This window comes from Actinomadura oligospora ATCC 43269 (genome assembly GCF_000518265.1).
GTDB classification, from domain to species: domain Bacteria; phylum Actinomycetota; class Actinomycetes; order Streptosporangiales; family Streptosporangiaceae; genus Spirillospora; species Spirillospora oligospora.
This window is the reverse complement of the sequence record NZ_JADG01000012.1, coordinates 1-16,975: the sequence shown is the minus strand read 5'-3', so window position 1 is coordinate 16,975 and position 16,975 is coordinate 1. Positions and strand designations below refer to the sequence as shown.

The window sequence follows — 16,975 nt, the reverse complement described above, 5'->3', positions numbered from 1 at the left end:
TGTGGGGAACGATCGGCCTCATGCCGGACGAACTGCCGCCCTTCGACGACGACTTCATCGCGGGCGCGTCGATCTCCGAACCGTCCGCCCGCCAGCGCGCGGGCCGCCGCCGCCCGCGCGTGCGCCTGCCGCGTCCTCCGCGCCGGTCGTCCCGGTCGTCCCGCCGGTCGGCTCGCGGGGGTTCGGGCGGGGAGGCGATGGGGTATCTGAAGGCGTCCGGGCTGGTCGGCGGCGTGGTGCTGGTGCTCGGCGCGGCGGCGACCGGGATGTGGTGGCTCGGGCGGGACGACTCGTCCGCGCGGTCCTCGGTGACGTTCCGGTCGCCGAGCCCGACGCCCGCGCCGTCCGACTTCTTCGCGGGCAGCCCGGCCGCCTCCTACGAGGACGGCGAGGCCGGGATCGTCATGCCCGCGGCTGCGGCCATGGCGGGCCTGAGCAGGACGGACGTCGAGGCCGCCTACGCGCGCGTCAAGCGGATCCTCGTCGCCGCCGACCTCGATCCGGCGACCGTCTACGACGGGGACACCAAGGCGCTCGCGGGCGCGCTCGACCCCGGGCAGGCCAAGGGGCTGGCGTCGCGGCGGGTCTGGATGAACGCGTTCGCCCCCGGCTCGGCCGTGGCCGCGACGCCGACCGTGAAGGTGCACGGCACCGTCACGCCGTCCGCCGCCAAGGACGGGCTGACCGTGCGGACCGACCACAACTTCGTCTACGCCGTCCACCCGCCGAAGCGTCCTGACCGGGTGCAACGGGTGGTCGTGCGGCGCACGGTGACCTTCACCGTGTCGCGCGAGGGCGGCGACGTGCGCGTGTGGATCAGCAGGATGGGACGGGTCGCCGCGCCCGCGCCCTGTTCGATCACGGACGGCTGGATCCGTCCGATCTATCCGGGCGATCCGGGCGGGGGCGGCGCGTCCCAGACCGAGGACCCGTACGACATGTCCAAGCCGCCGGTCTACGACGGCGGCTGCCGCCAGGTCATCGGCACCTGACCGGAGGGCGTCAGCAGGTTGGAGCGCGGTCCTGTGTGTCGAGGTTGACCAGGAGTTTCGCGTAGGTGGGGACGAGGGCTCGGCGGGCCTCGGCGCGTTGGACGATCCGGTACGGACGGCCCGACGCGTGCAGGGCGCGGAGCGTCGCGGTGACCTGGGCGCGGGCGACCGCCGCTCCGAGGCAGAGGTGGCGGCCGGCGCCGAACCACAGTTGCCGGGTCTCGGGCACGTAGGGACGCGTGATGTCGAACGGGCCGACCCTGTTGTTCGCGAGGTGCGTGAGCAGCAGGACGCGGTCGCCCGCCCGCATCGTCCTGTGCGGGGTGAGACGGACGTCGCGGGCCACGTGGCGGCCGATGAGCGGGGCCGGGGTGGAGACGCGCAGGCCCTCCCGGACGGCGTCGGGGAGCAGGGCCGGGTCGTCCAGGAGGAGGCGCTGCTGGTTCGCGTCGTGCAGGAGCGCGACCGTGCGCAGCGTTCCGGACACGCCGGTCTCGGTGCCCGCGACGACGAGCAGCGTGGAGAGACCGCGCGCCACGTCCTCGGGGAGCCCGAGCATGCGGCAGCGGCCCAGCAGGGTGGACGGCCCGGACGAGCGGTACGCGGACGGGACGGCGGCGGTCAGTTCGTCCACGATGGCATGCGCCTCCGACAGAACGCGGCCCGGCAGCTCCGTCGAGGACGTGGTGCCGAGCGCGAGGGACGCGAGGCGCTCGCCGAGCGCGAACAGGCGGCGGTAGTCCTGCTCAGGGAGTCCGAGCAGGTCACAGACCATGCGTCCGGCCAGGACGCGGGCCGTGTCGGCGAGGTCGACGGTCGCGCCGCCCGCGAGGGCGTCGGCGAGACGCGCGTGGTGCGGGCCCTGCGTCCGCGCGATCAGAGCGTCGGCGGCGTCCTCGGTGAACAGGTCCCGGACGGACGTGCGCAGCTCGGTGTGACGCGGGCCGTCGAAGAAGCGGCCCATCTCCGGGCCGAACAGCTGCGCCCACAGGTGCCCGACGCCGCCCTCGCCGCCCATCGTGAACGAGGCGTGGTCGTTGAGCACCCGCCGGGCCAGGACGGGATCGGTCACCACCCAGCCGACGCGCGGCACGCGGGTCACCGGGCCGGTGTGCCGGAAGGCGCGGAGCAGGGCGTACAACCACGGATTGGCGGCCCAGAGCAGGCGGGCCTCAGGTCTGGTCAGCACGGCCCGATCCTCCCGGCCGGGACGCGGCGGCGGATGGGCGAAGGTACTCAGTCCGGGATGAGTGCCTCGCACATGGGCATCCCGTATGAAGCCCCTGGTGAGGGGGCTGCCGAAGGGCGACCCTGGTGGGGAGAGACCAGGACCTGAGACCCGGGGGACGACCGTGATCAGAGCGCGCATCGCCGGTGCCGCCGCGTACCTTCCCGAGACCGTGCTGACCAGCGCCGAGGTGGAGGCGCGGATCGAGGGGTACCGGCCGCACCCGACCATCGTCGAACGGATGACCGGGATCCGCGCCCGGCACGTCATGCGGCCCGACCAGCAGGCGTCGGACCTGGCGGTCGAGGCCGCCCGGCGGCTCGGCGTCGACCCCGCGGGCCTGGACCTGCTCGTCTTCGGGTCCGCCTCACAGGACCTGGTCGAGCCCGCGACCGCGCACATCGTCGCCGCCAAGCTCGGCGCGACCTGCCCGGTGTTCGACGTCAAGAACGCCTGCAACAGCTTCCTCAACGGGCTGCAGACGGCGGACGCGCTGATCCGGACCGGGCAGGCCGAGCGGGTGCTGGTCTGCACGGGCGAGGCGCCGTCGCGGGCCGTCCGGTGGCGGGTGCGCGACCGGGCCCAGTTCGTCGACGCGTTCGCCGGGTACACGCTGTCGGACGCGGGCGCCGCCGTCCTGGTGGAGGCCGACCCGGACGGCCGGGGCATCTTCTACCGCGACTTCGCCGCCGTGTCGTCGGCCTGGTCGATCGGGACGCTGCCGGGCGGCGGGTCGATGCGTCCGCGCGACCCGGACGCGACGTACTTCAGCGGGGACGGGCGCAGGCTGAAGGACGCGTTCCTCGCCGCCGGTCCCGAGATCTTCCTGAACGCGCTGGAGAAGAACGGCATGACCTGGGACGACTTCGCCGTGGTGGCCGTCCACCAGGTGACACTTCCCTATCTCGAGGTGCTGCGGTCCTTGCTCGGGATCCCGGCGGACCGGCTCGTCCTGACGTTGCCGGAGCACGGGAACATGGCGTCCGCGACGCTCCCCGCGCAGCTCGCCGCCGCCCTGGCGGACGGCCGCTGCCGGCCCGGCGACCGGGTGGCGATGATCGGGCTGGCGGGCGGCGTCAGCCTCGGCGTGATCTTCATGGAGTTGTGATGGACCTCTGGATCGTCGTCCCCGCCTACAACGAGGAGCGCTCCATCGGCGCGACGCTCCGCCGCCTCGCCGAGCAGACCGACCCCGGGTTCACAGTGGTCGTCGTGGACAACGCGAGCACCGACCGGACGGCCGCCGTCGTCCGGGCCTTCGCGGCGGAACACCCGAAACCCGAGATCCGGATCGTCCGCGAACCGGAGAAGGGCACCGGCGCCGCCGCCGACACCGGCGTCCGGCACGCGATCTCCGCCGGGGCCACGCACGTCGCCCGCACCGACGCCGACTGCCTGCCCGGACGCGGCTGGGTCGCGGCGGTGAAGCGGGCCTTCGACGACGGGCTCGACATGGTCAGCGGGCCCCTGCGCCCGCGTACCGACGAGTTCCCCCTGAAGTACTGGGAACGGCGGCTGCTGCCGTCGGTGGTCTCCGTCGCCGCCCTGTTCGGGCGCTTCCGCCCGGGCAACCAGGACCCGCTGTTCCTCGGCCCCTACGTGATGATGCCGGGCTGCAACGTCGCCATCACCGCCGACCTGTACCTGCGCTCCGGCGGGTTCCCGCGCACCCGCATCGAGGACGTCCACGAGGACCGCGCCCTGGTCAACCGCGTCCGCTACCTGACCGACCGCTACGGCCTGCGCCCGGACGTCGTCGTCTACGGCTCCGTCCGCCGCCTCCGCGCCTTCGGCCTCCTCCGCACGCTCGGCTGGTACGCCGACCACCGCTACCGGCCGCCGGTCGTGGACATCCGCTGAAGGGAGGGACGACATGGGTCTGCGGCTGCCTGTTCCGGACTGGGAGGCGCGGCTGTACCTGGCGGCGCATCCGGTGGCCTATCCGCTGCTGCGCGGGCTGGCGCGGCTCGGACCGGTGGTGCGGGTGCCGGGCGTGGGGGTCGTGGTGAACGACGCGTCCTGCGCCCGGACCGTCCTGATGGACGGCACGACGTTCCGCAAGGACGGCCCGGGCTCGCCGGGCGAGTTGTGGACCCCGGTGCTCGGCCCGTCCGTGCTGCTCAACATGGAGGGCGACGCGCACCGCGCGCTGCGCCGCCGCCTCACCGACCTCTTCACGCCCGGCTACGCCGAGTCGTTGGTGGACGACGTCCTGGCCGTCCCCCTGCGGGACGTGTCGGAGCGGCTGGCGCGCGGCGAGTCCGTCGACGTCGTCGCCATGATGCGCGTGATGGCGGGCGCGGTGATCAGCCGCGTCATCGGACTGGACACGACGTCCGAGCACGACTACCGCGCCCTCTTCGAGGCGGGCGAGCGAATCGTGTCGATGGTGTCCCTTCGGACCCGCCGCCTTTCCCCGTCCCAGATCGCGCGCGCACGAGCCGTCCTGGATCCCCTCGGCGACATCGCGGCCAAGGCGTACGCCGAGGGCGACGCGTCCACGGTGATGGGACGCATGCGCGCCCTCGGCCTCACCGAGGACGAGGCACGCGGCGCGGCCGGAGCCTTCTTCCTCACCGGCACCGAAACCGTCGCCACCCTCGTCCCCCGCCTCTTGGCCCTCCTCCACGACACCGGCACTCTGAACCCCACGCCTACCCCTGTTGCCTCCGCTGCTTTCGCGGCCGGGTTCCTGGACCGCGCGGTCGACGAGGCGATGCGCGTGACGACGCCGACGCCGGTGATGCTGCGCAGCGTCCACGCCGAAACCCGGATCGCGGACGTGCCGGTGCGGCCCGGCGACCGCGTCCTCATCGCGACGCACAACTGCTGCCGCGCGTACGGGCCCTTCGATCCGTCCCGGACCACTCCTCCTGAGCTGCGGCGACTCTGGTTCGGGGCCGGGCCGCACTTCTGCCTCGGCTACCCGCTCGCCATGGCCGAGATCCGGGCCGTCATGCGGACGCTGCTGGCCGCGGGCCCGCTGACGATCACGCATCGGAGCGCCTCCCGAGGCGTGCTGATTCCGACATACCGCCATCTCCGCGTCCGGCGCGGTGGGGAGGAGAACGCTCGATGACACTGATCCGACGGCTTCTGGACCAGGCGGCGCGCACCCCGTCCGCCGTCGCGCTCGTCGCGGGGGACGGCACGGAGCTGACCTACGGCGAGCTGCGCCGCCGGGTTCTGGCCGTCCGAAACGGGTTGCGGGCGAACGGCATGCGGGCCGGGGACGGCGTCCTCTTCTCGGTGCGCCCGTCCCCGGACAGCCTGGTGCTGGCGCTCGGCGTCGTCGCCGCCGGGGGAGTGGTCATCTTCGCCGACCCGGGCGCGGGCCCGGAGATGTTCGCGGCCCGCCTCCGCCTCGCGTCCCCACGCTGGTCAGCGGCCGAATCCGTGCTGTACGCGGCCAGCCGCCTCCGCCCCGTCCGCGCCCTGGCCCGCCGCCGCGGCCTCCTCCTCCCCCACCTCGCCGACCTCCCCCTCCGCCACATCCACACCGGCCCCCACGTCCCCGGCGTCCCCCCCAACTCCCTAAGCCTGAAAACCCTCCTCACCACCCCCACCCCGCACACCACTCGCGCCCCCAACACCCCTGACGCCCCCGACCCCACCACCGCCCCCGAGTCCAGCACCGCGCCGGGCAGCAGCGCCGCCCGGCAAACCCGTGAGGCCTCAGACACCTCTCCCGCTTCCGACACCCGCGATGCCCCCGGCACCAGCGCCGCCCATGCCCCCGGCACCAGTGCCGCCTCCAACACCAGTGAGGTTCCGGGCACCAGCGCAGTCCTCGCTCCCAGCAGCGGCGTCGCCCCCCGCACCTGCGACGCGCCGGGCACCAGCGCCGCCCGGCACACCCGTGACGCCCCAGGCATCACTCCCGCTTCCGACACCCGCGACGCCCCCGGTACCAACGCCGCCCATGCGCCCAGCGGCAGCGCCGCGCCGGGCGGCAGCGCCTCCCGGCACACCCGTGAGGCCTCAGACACCTCTCCCGCTTCCGACACCTGCGAGGCCCCCGGCAACAACGCCATTCCCCACGCGTGTGACGTCCTTGTCGCCGGGCGAGGTATGCCGCCATCTCCACCGGACGTCCACCCCGGCAGGACCCCGACCCCGCCGAGTCCCGGACACGACCGGACGTCCGCCACACCGAACATCGACCCCGGCAAGGTCTCGGCTGCGACGGGTCGGGGACAGGGGCCGGTTTCGGGCACCGCAGGTGAGGGGCGCGGCCCGGTTTCGGACAGCGCAGGTGCGGGGCGCGGCCCAGCCTCGGACGCGGCGAGTGAGGAGCGCGGCCTGGTCACGGACGCGGCGGATGAGGGGCGCGGCCTGGTCATGGACGCGTTGGATGATGACTTCGATCTGGATCCGGATGCTCCCGCGGCGGTCATCTTCACGTCCGGAACGACGGAGAAGCCGCGCGCGGTCGTCCACACGCAGGCGTCGCTTGTGGCGGCGCTCGACCTGTTCCGCGAGCGGCTGCCACTCGGGCCGGGTGATGTCGTCCACACGGACCAGCTGATGCTGGGGCTTCCGACACTCGTATCCGGCGCGCGCTGGTCGATGCCGCCGCTGTTCGCGTCCCCGAGGCGGTTCGCGTTGCAGCTTCGTGAACGCGGCGCGACGCACACGTTCTGTGTTCCGGTGCACCTCGCCGAGATTCTGGACGTCGAACCGTCCCTGCCCAAGTCGCTGCGCTACGTCCTGCTCGGGGCCGCTCCCGCACCGGCCGGTGTGCTGAGACGCGCCATCGAGGCCGCACCGCATGCCGAGGTGCTCTCCGTCTATGCGATGACCGAGATCCTGCCCGTCGCCATAGCGTCCGCCAAGGAGAAACTCGCCCACACCAGCGGCGGCGACCTCCTCGGCACACCGCTCGTGCGCACGCGCGTGGCACCGGACGGCGAGCTCTGGCTGACCGGCCCCAACCTGTGCCGCAGCTACCTCGGCGAGGCCCCGATCACCGAACTTCCCACGGGTGACCTCGTCCGCATGGAAAGTGACCGGCTGGTACTCATCGGCCGCAAGAAGGACATGCTCATCCGCGGCAAATTCAACTTGTACCCAGGGCTCTACGAACCCGCGATCACCACCCTGGACGGCGTGGACGAGGCCGCCATCGTCGGCGTCCCCGACCCCGAGACCGGGGACGAGCAGGTCGTCCTCGCCGTGACCGGGAGCGCCAGCCCCGACTCCCTGCGCCGCCGCCTCCCGCAGCTCATCGACCACGACGCCCTGCCCGACCGGATCGTCGTCCTGCCGTCGCTGCCGCGCTCCGGCCGGACCCGCAAACTCGACCGTGACCTGCTGCGGGAGGCCGTCCGATGAGAATCGCCGTCACCGGGGCCTCCGGCTTCGTCGGTGGCGCTGTCGCCCGCGCCCTCGCCGCCGACCACGACGTCCTCACGTTCGGACGCCGCCCCGGCTACCGCTTCTGGGACCTCACCGACGGCCCGCTCCGCACCCCGCCGCCTGTCGACGCCGTGATCCACTGCGCGGGCAGCGTCACTGACTGGGGCCGCGCCGCCGACCTCTTCGCCGTCAACCTCCTCGGCACCCGCCACGCCCTCGCCACCTGGCCGGACGCCCGTTTCGTCCACGTCAGTACGGCGAGCGTCTACGACCCGCACGTACCGCACGTCATGACACCCGAGTCCGACGGCCCGGCCACCTGTCACCTCAACGCCTACGGCGCGTCCAAGGCCGCCGCCGACCGCCTCGTCCAACGCCACCCCGACACCGTCATCCTCCGCCCCCACGCCGTCTACGGCCCTGGCGACACGACCCTCCTGCCCCGCGTTCTGTCCGCCGTCAGGGGCCCCGTCCTCCTCGCCGTCGGCACCGGCTGCCAACGCATCAGCCTCACCTCGATCGGCAACCTCGTCCACGCCTGCCGTCAGGCCCTGACCTCCCCACCCGGCGTCTACAACATCACCGACGCCGCACCCGTCCTTCTCGACACAGCCCTTCGCTCCCTTCTGGCCGAACGAGGCATCCGCGCCCGCCCCGTCTACCTTCCACACCGTCCGGCCAAGGCCCTGGCCACCATCGCCGAAGGCGCGTACCTCCTGGCCCGCAGCCCCCACCCGCCGCGCCTGACCCGCTACGCCATCAGCCACCTGGCCCAAGACCGCACCTACGACATCACCGCCGCCCGAACCGCCCTCGCCTACACCCCCATCCTCACAACCTTCAAATCCGCCGCCACCTGGTAACCCACCCCAACACGCCAGAACCCCTTCATCCCCCACTCCAAGCCACCACCCAGCAAGCCCCCAGGCCAAACCACCGGCCACAAAAGCCCGCCACGGGCCAAACCGCCGCCGCCACAAGCCCGCCCGCCAGTCCCGAGCCCCCCGCAGCGCCCCCGGCCCCGGGCCGAGCCACCGCCCCAGCGGGCCCGGTTCCGGGCCAAACCGCCGCCGCCACAAGCCCGCCCGCCAGTCCCGAGCCCCCCGCAGCGCCCCCGGCCCCGGGCCGAGCCACCGCCCCAGCGGGCCCGGTTCCGGGCCAAACCGCCGCCGCCACAAGCCCGCCCGCCAGTCCCGAGCCCCCCGCAGCGCCCCCGGCCCCGGGCCGAGCCACCGCCCCAGCGGGCCCGGTTCGGGGCCAAGTCACCGCCAAAACGGCCCGGCCCCCCGGGGCAAGGTCACCGTCCACCCACTTGCACACTCACCGGGCTAGCCGCCGTCCACTCACCACACACTCACCGAGCTAAGCCGCGGCCTCGGCGCTGTTCTCCAAGCCCCCTGGGCCGGGGACTCCGAAACCGGGGTCGGTGTCCAGAGCGGACGGCCCGACAACGGTGCCGGACGGGGCAGGCACGGCAGCAGTTCGGGCGGGTGCATCACCTGCCAGCCCACTGCTTTCTCTTCGGTGACCCATGCGGGCCGTCGCACCGGGCCTTGGGGGATGAGCTGGGTGGTCAGGCGGTGTGCCGGGTTTCCTGGTAGGCGGCCTCGTGGGCGTCCACCAGTTCGTCCCAGTGTTCTTCGGCCCAGGCGCAGGCGGCGTTCAGGGGTTCCAGCAGGCTGCGGCCCAGGGGCGTGAGGGCGTACTCGACGGAGCGGGGTTGTTCGTTGCGGGAGACGAGGCCGCGCTGTTCGAGGGCGCGCAGGGAGTGCGTGAGGGACTTCGGGGTGATGTCACGCAGGGGGACGCGCAGCTCGGAGAAGCGGCGTGGGCCGTCCTCCAGGCAGCGGATGATCATGCCCGCCCACTTGTCGCCCACGCGGATGGGGCTCAGGGGGGTCGGGCAGAGCTCGTCGAACATGTCCGCCGTGAGGGGGGTGCGCATGCGTTCACGGTATCCAAGGGGATACCTCCCTTCTGGTTAGCGTCCTGCCATGACCGAGATCACCGTTTTCGGGGCGGGTGGACGGGTCGGACGCGCCGTCGTCCGCGAGGCCCTCGCCCGTGGCCACCGCATCACCGCCGTCGTCCGCGATCCGTCCGCTCACACCAGCGTGGCCGATGACGGGACGGACGTGAAAGTCCAGGCCCAGACTGTGGATAACTCGAACGCCGCCGGTGTCGTGGCCTACGTGCGGGGCGACATCACCGATGCGGACGCCGTCGCGCGCCTCAGCCAAGGGCGGGACGCGGTGGTGAACGCCGCCGCCGATCTGAGCGTCGATCCCGGCGAGCACTTTCCGGCGGCCAACAGGGCGTTGCTCGCGTCCCAGGCTCCGCGGGTCATCGCGGTCGGGCTGGGCGCGTATTTGGAAGCGGCCACCGGTCCGACCTGGATGGATCTGCCTGACTTCCCGTCGGAGTTCCGGCCGTTCTGCGAAGGGCACCTCGCGGGCGTGGACGTCCTGCGGAAGGGCGGGGACGGGCTGGACTGGCTGGTCCTGAGCCCGTCCGGCGACTTCGACCACGAAGCCGGACGGACCGGGGAGTACCACGAAGCGCCAGGCTCACCGTCCAGCCGCATCTCGCTGGCCGACTTCGCCATCGCCGTGCTCGACCAGATCGACGCGCCCACGCGCACGCGCGTGCACATGGGAGTTGAGAGTCCAGCGCACCCGTAACCGCCGACCGCGCGCCTGAGGCAGGACGCCAGGCCCGCCCCATGCGCGCGCGTGCGCGCGCAGCTCATCCCGCGGACCGCTCTCTGGCCGTTCGCCCGCCCCATGCGCGCGCTTGCGCGCGTCCAGGCGGGCGGGGTAGGGACCGAGCGAGATCGCCCGCCCCCCGTGCGCGCGTGCGCGCGGGAGGTGGGGCCAATGGCGCACGACGCCGATGGTGCCCGCCCCACGCGTGCGCGCGACGGCAGGACGGCGGGTCCGCCTCACGCGCGTGTGCGGGGCGGGACGGCGAGCCCGCCTCACGCGCGTGCGGGGCGGGACGGTGGGTGTCCACCGGGACGCCTGCCTCATGCATGCGCGTGAGCCTGACGGGTCGGCGTCTCATGCGCGCGTGGGAGGCGGGGCGGTGGGCCTGCCCCCGCGCGCGTGGGCGTGGGCGGGGAGGTGGGCCTGCCCCTGTGCGTGTGCGCGGGGCCCGGCGCCCGGCCCCGCCTCGTGCGCGCGTGTGGGGACGGGGCCTTATGCGTGCGTGCCCGGAGGGGTGGATGGTGGGCCTGGCTCATGTGCGCGGGGTTGGGCGGTGGGCCCTGCCTGCGTGCGTGCGGGGGGATCAGGGGCGGAGGGAGATGAAGAGGGCTTCGCCTTGCTTCTGGTAGCCGACTCGGGCGTAGACGCTGGCTGCCTGGTCGTTGGCCGGAGTGAGGAAGAGGGTGGTGATGCCGGCTCGTGCGCCCGCGCGGGTGAGGAGGGCGGTGATGGCGCCTCCGATTCCGCGGCGGCGGTGGGACGGAGCTGTCGCGATGCCCGCGATCTCGGCGACGCCGCCCTTGGGGGCGAGGAGCTGGCCGGCGCCGATGATCTCGCCCGTCGCGGCGTCGCGGGCGGCGGCGATCAGGCCGTCCTCGGCGAGGACGCGGAGCATGCGGGTGACGTCGTGCTCGGCGGGCGGAGGGACGTCGAAGGCGGCGTTGGTGACGCGGGCGACGGCCCACAGCTCGTCCGTCGCGGACGCGGGGACGAGTTCGGTCCGGACGCCCGGGTCGACCGGCGCGTCGACGACCTCGGACGGCGGGCAGACCAGCAGCGGGAAGCGGCCCTCGGGGGTGAACCCGGCGGCCAGCATCGTGGCCTCGACCTTGGGCGCGGCGCGCGGGATGTACTCCAGGCGGGGGATGCGGGACCGTTCCAAGAAGGCCCCGACCAGGGCTTCGACCTCGTCGGTGGTCGGGTCCGCGTCGTCGTCGGGGACGGCGTAGTTGAACGGCCAGTCGGAGTCGTCCGGGTCGATCTTGGCGGTGAACGGCCCGATCCGGAGCCGCTGGTCGTCCGGGACGCTTCGCAGGAACGCCTGCACGTCGTTGATCAGCACGAGAGCGCAGGGTACGCCGGAGGCGGTCGCGCGGGCGAACGAATTTGAACGGCCCGAGATCATCTTTTGTCATGATCGGCTGTTGTCCTGGGTGGTGTGTCCGTGTTCGTCTGCTGGAGACACCGAGGGAAGGGTCGACGATGACCGGCGAACCGGAAGTGATCAACCCTGAGCGGCGCGGCTACCACGAGCGCGGCTGGTGGCGGAACGAGACCTTTCTGGACGACCTGGATCGCTGGGCCCGTGAGGCGCCCGACCGGCTCGCCGTCGTCGGGCACACCTGGGAGACCGCGCGCGGACCCGACCGGCTCTTCACCTACGCGGAGCTGAAGGACGCCGTCGACCGCTGCGCGGCCGGACTCGCCGAGCTCGGCGTCCGCCGCGGCGACCGGGTCGCCATGCAGCTGGTCAACCAGTGGCAGGCGACCGTCCTCGCGCTCGGCTGCGGACGCCTCGGCGCGGTGGTCGTGCCGTACTTCATCGCGACGGGTGACGCCGACACCGAGGTGATCCTGCGGCGCAGCGGCGCGCGGGTCGCGGTGACGATCGACGGGGTCCGCGGCCTCGAACCCGCCGCCGCCATCGCCCGGATGCGCGACCGGCTGCCTGATCTGCGGCATCTGGTGGTCGTCGGGGAGAAGATCCTCGACGGTGCGATGCGCTTCGAGGAGGCCCTGCTCGCCCCGTCCACCCCGCTCGCGGACCTCGATCTCGAGCCGCCCGGGCCGGACGACCTGTTCCAGATCATGTACACCTCCGGCACGACCGGGCAGCCCAAGGGCGTCCGGCACTCGTTCAACACGCTGTATGCGATGGCGCGCGGCTACGTCGACCCGCTCGGCCTCACCGGCGAGGACGTCCTGACCACGCCGTGCATCGTCGGCGGGCAGGGCGGCTGGCTCTACGGGATGCTCGCGCCGCTGCTAGCGGGCGCGACGGCCGTCTGGTCGGACGCGTTCGGCGCCGCCGACCTGCTCGACCTCGCGCAGGAGTACGGACTCACGACCGCCTACATCACCCCCAGCACCCTCGACGACTTCGCCGACGAGCAGGACGCGCGCCCGCGCGAGCTGAAGCTGCGTCACCTGGTGGCTGGCTCGATTCCGATCCCGCCCGCTATGCCTGGGCGCCTGCACGACGTGTTCGGCATTTCCTTGCTCCCGCTATGGGGGATGACCGAGAACGGCGGCGTCACCATAGGCCGCCCAGGCGACCCCGCCGACATCGCCGTGCGCAGCGACGGGCGGCCCGTCGACTGGATGGAGCTCCGGCTCGTCGGCGACGATGGCGCCCCCGTCCCGGACGGCGAACCCGGGCGGCTCGAGGTCCGCGGCGCCAACATGTGCCTCGGCTACCAGGACGACGAGGCGCTGTTCGCCGAGTCCCTGCACGACGGCTGGTTCGTGACCGGCGACCTCGCCCGTCCGGACGGACTCGGCGGCATCAAGATCGTCGGACGTGTGAAGGACATGGTCAACCGGAACGGCGTGCACGTTCCGGGCGTCGTCGTCGAGGGCGTCCTGCGCGAACATCCGAACGTCGCCGAGGTCGCCGTCGTCGGCGAACCGGACCCCGTCCTCGGCGAACGCGTCGTCGCCGTCGTCGTCCCGCGCGGCGAGCCCCCGACACTGGACGCCCTGCGCGACGCGGCCAGCGCCGCCGGGCTCACCCTCGGTTACGCCCCCGACCGGCTGGAACTGGTCTCCGAACTCCCGAAGACCCCAACGGGCAAGGTCCGCAAACGTGACATCGAGGAGGAACTCGCCCGCCGCGCCGCGGCCCACCCGACCCCATGATCGCCCGCCGCGCCTCGGCGGCCGTCCGCAGACTTCTTCTCCCGCGCCACCACTCCCCGGCCACCGCACCCCCGCCGAACCCCAGCCCCACACCCCCCGAGCCAACCCCCAACGCCACGACGGCCGGACCGGAGCCAGACGTCACGGCGGACGGGCCTGCGCGTGGTGTTGCGGTGGCCGAGGAGGCGTGTGATGCCGTCGTTGCGGCTGAGGCTGCCTGCGATGCCGCAGCGGGTGGGGCTGCGCCTGACGACATGAGGGTTGGGGCGGTGGACGGCTCGGCGTCGCTGTCGGACGGTGACATCTCTGCGGCGCCGGGTGGCGGGGCTCGTCCGGTGGCGCGCGGCGGAGGGGAGTCGGCACCGGGAAGTCGTCCGTCCCGGGTGGCCGGTGGTGAGGGGGAGTCGGGGCCGCCACAAGGGGCGGACGGTCGTGGGGAGTCGGTAGCCGGGGAGCCTGCGGCACAGGTGGCGGGCGGTGGGCGGCGGATGTTCGCGTTGGCGTCGGTGATCGTCGCGCAGGTGATGGCGGTCGTGGACTTCAACGTCGTCAGCGTCGCGATCCCGAAGTTGCTGCACGACTTCCGGGGGAGCACGCTGGCGGGGCTGTCCTGGACGATCACCGGGTACACGGTCGTGTTCGCGGCGGTGCTGCTCCCCGCGGGCGGGCTGGCCGACCGGTACGGGCCGCGCCGGATGTACCTGGCCGGGCTCGCGGTGTTCACGGCCGGGTCGCTGGCCTGCGCAGTCGCGTCCGGGCCGGGGTCGCTGGTCGCCGCGCGGCTGCTCCAGGCGGGCGGCGGCGGTGCGGTCGTGGCGCTCGCGATGTCGATCGGCGTGGACGCGTTCCCCGGCCGCCGCGCGCAGGCGTTCGCGCTGTTCGGCGCGGTGTCCGGCGTCGCGGCGGCGGCCGGTCCGGCACTCGGCTCGGCGCTGCTCGCGGCCGGGGGATGGCGCTGGATCTTCCTCGTCAACCTGCCGCTCGGGCTGCTGGCGCTCGGGTGCGGCGCGTACGGGGTTCCGGCCCGCCGGCGGACGGACGGGACGCGCGGCCTGCCCGACCTGCTGGGCGCGGCGCTGCTCGCGCTCGGCGTCGCCGGGATCGTGCTCGGCCTCGTCCGCGGGCCCGACTGGGGTTGGTCGTCCGGACGGGTGCTCGGATCGGCCGTGGCCGGGGGCGCGGTCACGGCGCTCGGGGTGCGCGCGTCGCTGCGCCACCCGCGTCCCGCGGTGGACTTCACGCTGCTCAAGGTCCGGTCGACCGCGTTCGGGAACGGCGGGATGGTGCTGGCGAGTGTGGTGTCGTTCGCCGTTCCGCTCGCCGCGGCGATGGTCTTCACCGCGCGCTGGCACTACTCCACGCTGGACGTCGGGCTCGCGCTGACCCCGGCGCCGCTGACGGCGGCGGTGTCGTCCTGGCTGAGCGGGCCGCTGGTGCGGCGCGTGGGCACGCCGCCGATCCTCGTCGCCGGGGGGCTCATCGGCGCGGTGGGCTGGTGCTGGCCCGCGATCACCGGGATGGACGGCTCGTACGCGCTGGTCCTGCTGCCGGCGCTGATCGTCGGCACCGCCGGGTCGGCCGTGCTGACGATCGCGCTGCAGACGCTGGCGATGTCGGCCGTCCCGGCGGGACGGTCCGGCAACGGCAGCGCGCTCATCATGCTCGCGCGCTCGGCGGGCGCGGCGGTCGGCATCGGAGGGCTCACCGCGTTGCTCCACGGCACGTCCGACGCCGGTTTCCGGGCGGTCTGGGCGGGGATGGCGGTGGCCCTCCTGCTCACGGCGCTCGTCGGCGCGTTCGCGGGCGGAACGGGAGGCGCCCGCCACCCCGAGCGGGATGACGGGCGCCGGGACGCGGCCCAAGGAGGCGGCCGCGCCGCTGACGGCGTTTCGTGACCGGAGCGTCCGTCCGGACGAGGGCGGACCCTACGTCGCGGCGGCCCGGTCAACGCCGACCTGAATCTTTACCACGGAGGCGTACGCATGGCGATCCTCCTTTCTCTACGGTGTGCCGTGATATTTGGATCATTTGTGTTGAGGGGACGTTGAATTAATTCGGCGACGCACGGCTCGTCGCCGAAACAAACATCCCCGGTGGATTACCACTGGGTCGTACGCATGTCGGTCACCTCCGTTTCGACGTAGGCGGCCCGGCGATCCCGGGAGGGGGGAAGAGAGCTGTGAAAGGGCGAGGAGCTGGGAAAGGCGGGGAGCGGGAGGGGGTGGGGGAGCGGGTGGCGGGTCGGAAGCGGGGAGCGGGCGGCGGGCGGGGAGGCGCGGGGGCGTCAGAGCTCGAGGAGCAGGAAGTGCTGGGGCAGGTGCAGGGCCATGCCGAGCCGCATGGTCGCGACGATCGCGGCGCCGTCGGCCGGGCTCGCGGATCCGTCCGGCGAGGTGGAGACGCCGTTCGGCGATGTGGAGGCGCCATCCGGCGACGTGGCGGAGCGGCGCAGCGCCAGCGTGGACTCCTCGCCGTCCAGCACCGTGATCCCGGCGCGGAAGTCGCCGAGCAGGACCAGGTCCCGCTCGATCATGCGCGTGCGGGTGATGCGCAGGCCGGCCGTGTCCACCGCGGCGAGCGCGCCGGACCCCACCAGCCTCCAGTAGTTCGCCGGGTGCATGACCAGCCCGTCGCACGAGCCGCCCATCTCCTCGACGTCGGCGCAGCCGTCCATCAGGGCGTCCAGCAGGCGTTTCGGCCCGGCGGAACCGTGCCGCACGCCGGGCGCCGACAGCAGCCCCGTGATCGCGCCGTCCGCGGAGCCGCGGAGCAGCACCTCGTTCTCGACCGTGCACAGCCGCACCGTGACCCGGTGCTCGACGAACCGCGCCAGCAGCGCGGGGTCGGCGCACAGGTCGGCCGGGACGGGCACGCGCACGGACAGTTCGGTCAGTTCGGCCTTCGCGACCGACGGCCGGAACACGGCCTCGGGCGTGGTGGCGTAGGCGGTGTCCGACCGCTCCCCGGCCTCGTCGTCGCGGAGTTCGCGCACGTAGCGGAGGGCCTGGTCGGTGACGGTGCCGCCCTTGGTCTGCTCCCGGACGGTCGGACGGGGGCGGGTGGAGGCGAGGGGGAAGAGCGTGGTCAGGGGCGTCCGCACCCGCACGACGGCGTCCCCGCCGCCCGCACGTGCCACGGCGAGCGCGAACTCCTCGCCCACGCTGCGGCTGCGCAGAGCCGGATCGTCGATGAGGTAGTCCAGCACGGCGAACTCCCATCGTGAAAGGCCGTATTGCCGGCCGTTCCGGATCACGGTCCGGCCGTCGGCGACGCGTTGATCTTGCTCCGCCAGTTCGGAGACTAAGCAAAAATCGAAGAAATGGAAAGAGGTTGGCGTAATCTTGTTGGAGAAATACTCCCCGTGATAGAACGGGCCCTGCGGATTGGTCTCGGATGCCGCGAGGTGATGGCGTGCCGCAATTCAATGACGAAGTGAACGCGGAACGTCACCATTTCCCCCGGGACCAGCACCGCACTTCCACCCCCCACTACTCCACCCCTTCCCCACACCCCGGGGCGCCGAGGGTCACCCCACTCCCTCCCCTCACACCCCC

General features: G+C 73.2%; 13 protein-coding genes. 9 read left to right on the top strand and 4 right to left on the bottom strand.

The features are described from left to right. Positions 1 to 20 precede the first annotated feature (20 nt). Entirely contained in the window at positions 21 to 992 is a 972-nt protein-coding gene (locus tag P696_RS52685; protein WP_026413746.1) for a hypothetical protein, read from the top strand. A gap of 10 nt (positions 993 to 1,002) precedes the next feature. Here P696_RS52685 and P696_RS46895 read toward each other — a convergent pair whose 3' ends face one another. Then, positions 1,003 to 2,181 carry a cytochrome P450 gene (locus tag P696_RS46895; RefSeq protein ID WP_034486011.1) on the bottom strand — a complete coding sequence of 393 codons (1,179 nt, stop codon included), beginning with the start codon at positions 2,179 to 2,181 and terminating at the stop codon, positions 1,003 to 1,005. Between the two features lie 163 nt (positions 2,182 to 2,344). Here P696_RS46895 and P696_RS0120215 point away from each other — a divergent pair, with 163 nt between their 5' ends. From P696_RS0120215 to P696_RS0120195, 5 genes are read left to right on the top strand one after another with little or no spacing between them, the layout of a single operon-like run. Next, positions 2,345 to 3,328: a 3-oxoacyl-ACP synthase III family protein gene (locus P696_RS0120215; protein WP_245627741.1), complete on the top strand. Its 984-nt coding sequence runs from the start codon at positions 2,345 to 2,347 to the stop codon at positions 3,326 to 3,328. Then, a complete protein-coding gene (locus P696_RS0120210) occupies positions 3,328 to 4,080 on the top strand; it encodes a glycosyltransferase family 2 protein (protein WP_026413744.1) in 753 nt (250 codons plus the stop codon). Before P696_RS0120215 ends, P696_RS0120210 begins: the two co-directional genes overlap by 1 nt. A gap of 13 nt (positions 4,081 to 4,093) precedes the next feature. Beyond that, entirely contained in the window at positions 4,094 to 5,299 is a 1,206-nt protein-coding gene (locus P696_RS0120205) for a cytochrome P450 (RefSeq protein ID WP_026413743.1), read from the top strand. After that, positions 5,296 to 7,554 (top strand): AMP-binding protein, encoded by a 2,259-nt coding sequence (locus P696_RS58810; protein ID WP_281174968.1) that lies wholly within the window; start codon positions 5,296 to 5,298, stop codon positions 7,552 to 7,554. The genes P696_RS0120205 and P696_RS58810 overlap by 4 nt, the downstream gene beginning before the upstream one ends. After that, on the top strand, positions 7,551 to 8,441 hold the full coding sequence (locus tag P696_RS0120195; protein WP_026413742.1) for an NAD-dependent epimerase/dehydratase family protein: 891 nt from the start codon (positions 7,551 to 7,553) through the stop codon (positions 8,439 to 8,441). Before P696_RS58810 ends, P696_RS0120195 begins: the two co-directional genes overlap by 4 nt. 710 nt (positions 8,442 to 9,151) lie before the next feature. Here the strand turns inward: P696_RS0120195 and P696_RS0120190 are convergent. Then, complete coding sequence (locus tag P696_RS0120190) at positions 9,152 to 9,523, bottom strand: winged helix-turn-helix transcriptional regulator (protein WP_026413741.1); 372 nt, start codon at positions 9,521 to 9,523, stop codon at positions 9,152 to 9,154. 49 nt (positions 9,524 to 9,572) lie between these two features. Here P696_RS0120190 and P696_RS0120185 point away from each other — a divergent pair, with 49 nt between their 5' ends. Then, entirely contained in the window at positions 9,573 to 10,259 is a 687-nt protein-coding gene (locus P696_RS0120185) for an NAD(P)-dependent oxidoreductase (RefSeq protein ID WP_026413740.1), read from the top strand. A 607-nt stretch (positions 10,260 to 10,866) separates the two neighbouring features. Here P696_RS0120185 and P696_RS0120180 read toward each other — a convergent pair. Then, positions 10,867 to 11,625 (bottom strand): GNAT family N-acetyltransferase, encoded by a 759-nt coding sequence (locus P696_RS0120180; protein ID WP_026413739.1) that lies wholly within the window; start codon positions 11,623 to 11,625, stop codon positions 10,867 to 10,869. A gap of 140 nt (positions 11,626 to 11,765) precedes the next feature. Between P696_RS0120180 and P696_RS0120175 the strand changes: the two genes are divergently transcribed. Both P696_RS0120175 and P696_RS46880 read left to right on the top strand, forming a co-directional pair. Next, positions 11,766 to 13,421 carry an AMP-binding protein gene (locus P696_RS0120175; protein WP_051467928.1) on the top strand — a complete coding sequence of 552 codons (1,656 nt, stop codon included), beginning with the start codon at positions 11,766 to 11,768 and terminating at the stop codon, positions 13,419 to 13,421. A gap of 488 nt (positions 13,422 to 13,909) precedes the next feature. Further along, on the top strand, positions 13,910 to 15,316 hold the full coding sequence (locus P696_RS46880; RefSeq protein ID WP_051467927.1) for an MFS transporter: 1,407 nt from the start codon (positions 13,910 to 13,912) through the stop codon (positions 15,314 to 15,316). Positions 15,317 to 15,705: 389 nt separating this feature from the next. Here the strand turns inward: P696_RS46880 and P696_RS0120165 are convergent, their stop codons facing one another. Beyond that, positions 15,706 to 16,626, bottom strand: a complete 921-nt coding sequence (locus P696_RS0120165) for a family 3 encapsulin nanocompartment shell protein (protein WP_026413737.1) — start codon at positions 16,624 to 16,626, stop codon at positions 15,706 to 15,708. Positions 16,627 to 16,975 lie beyond the last annotated feature (349 nt).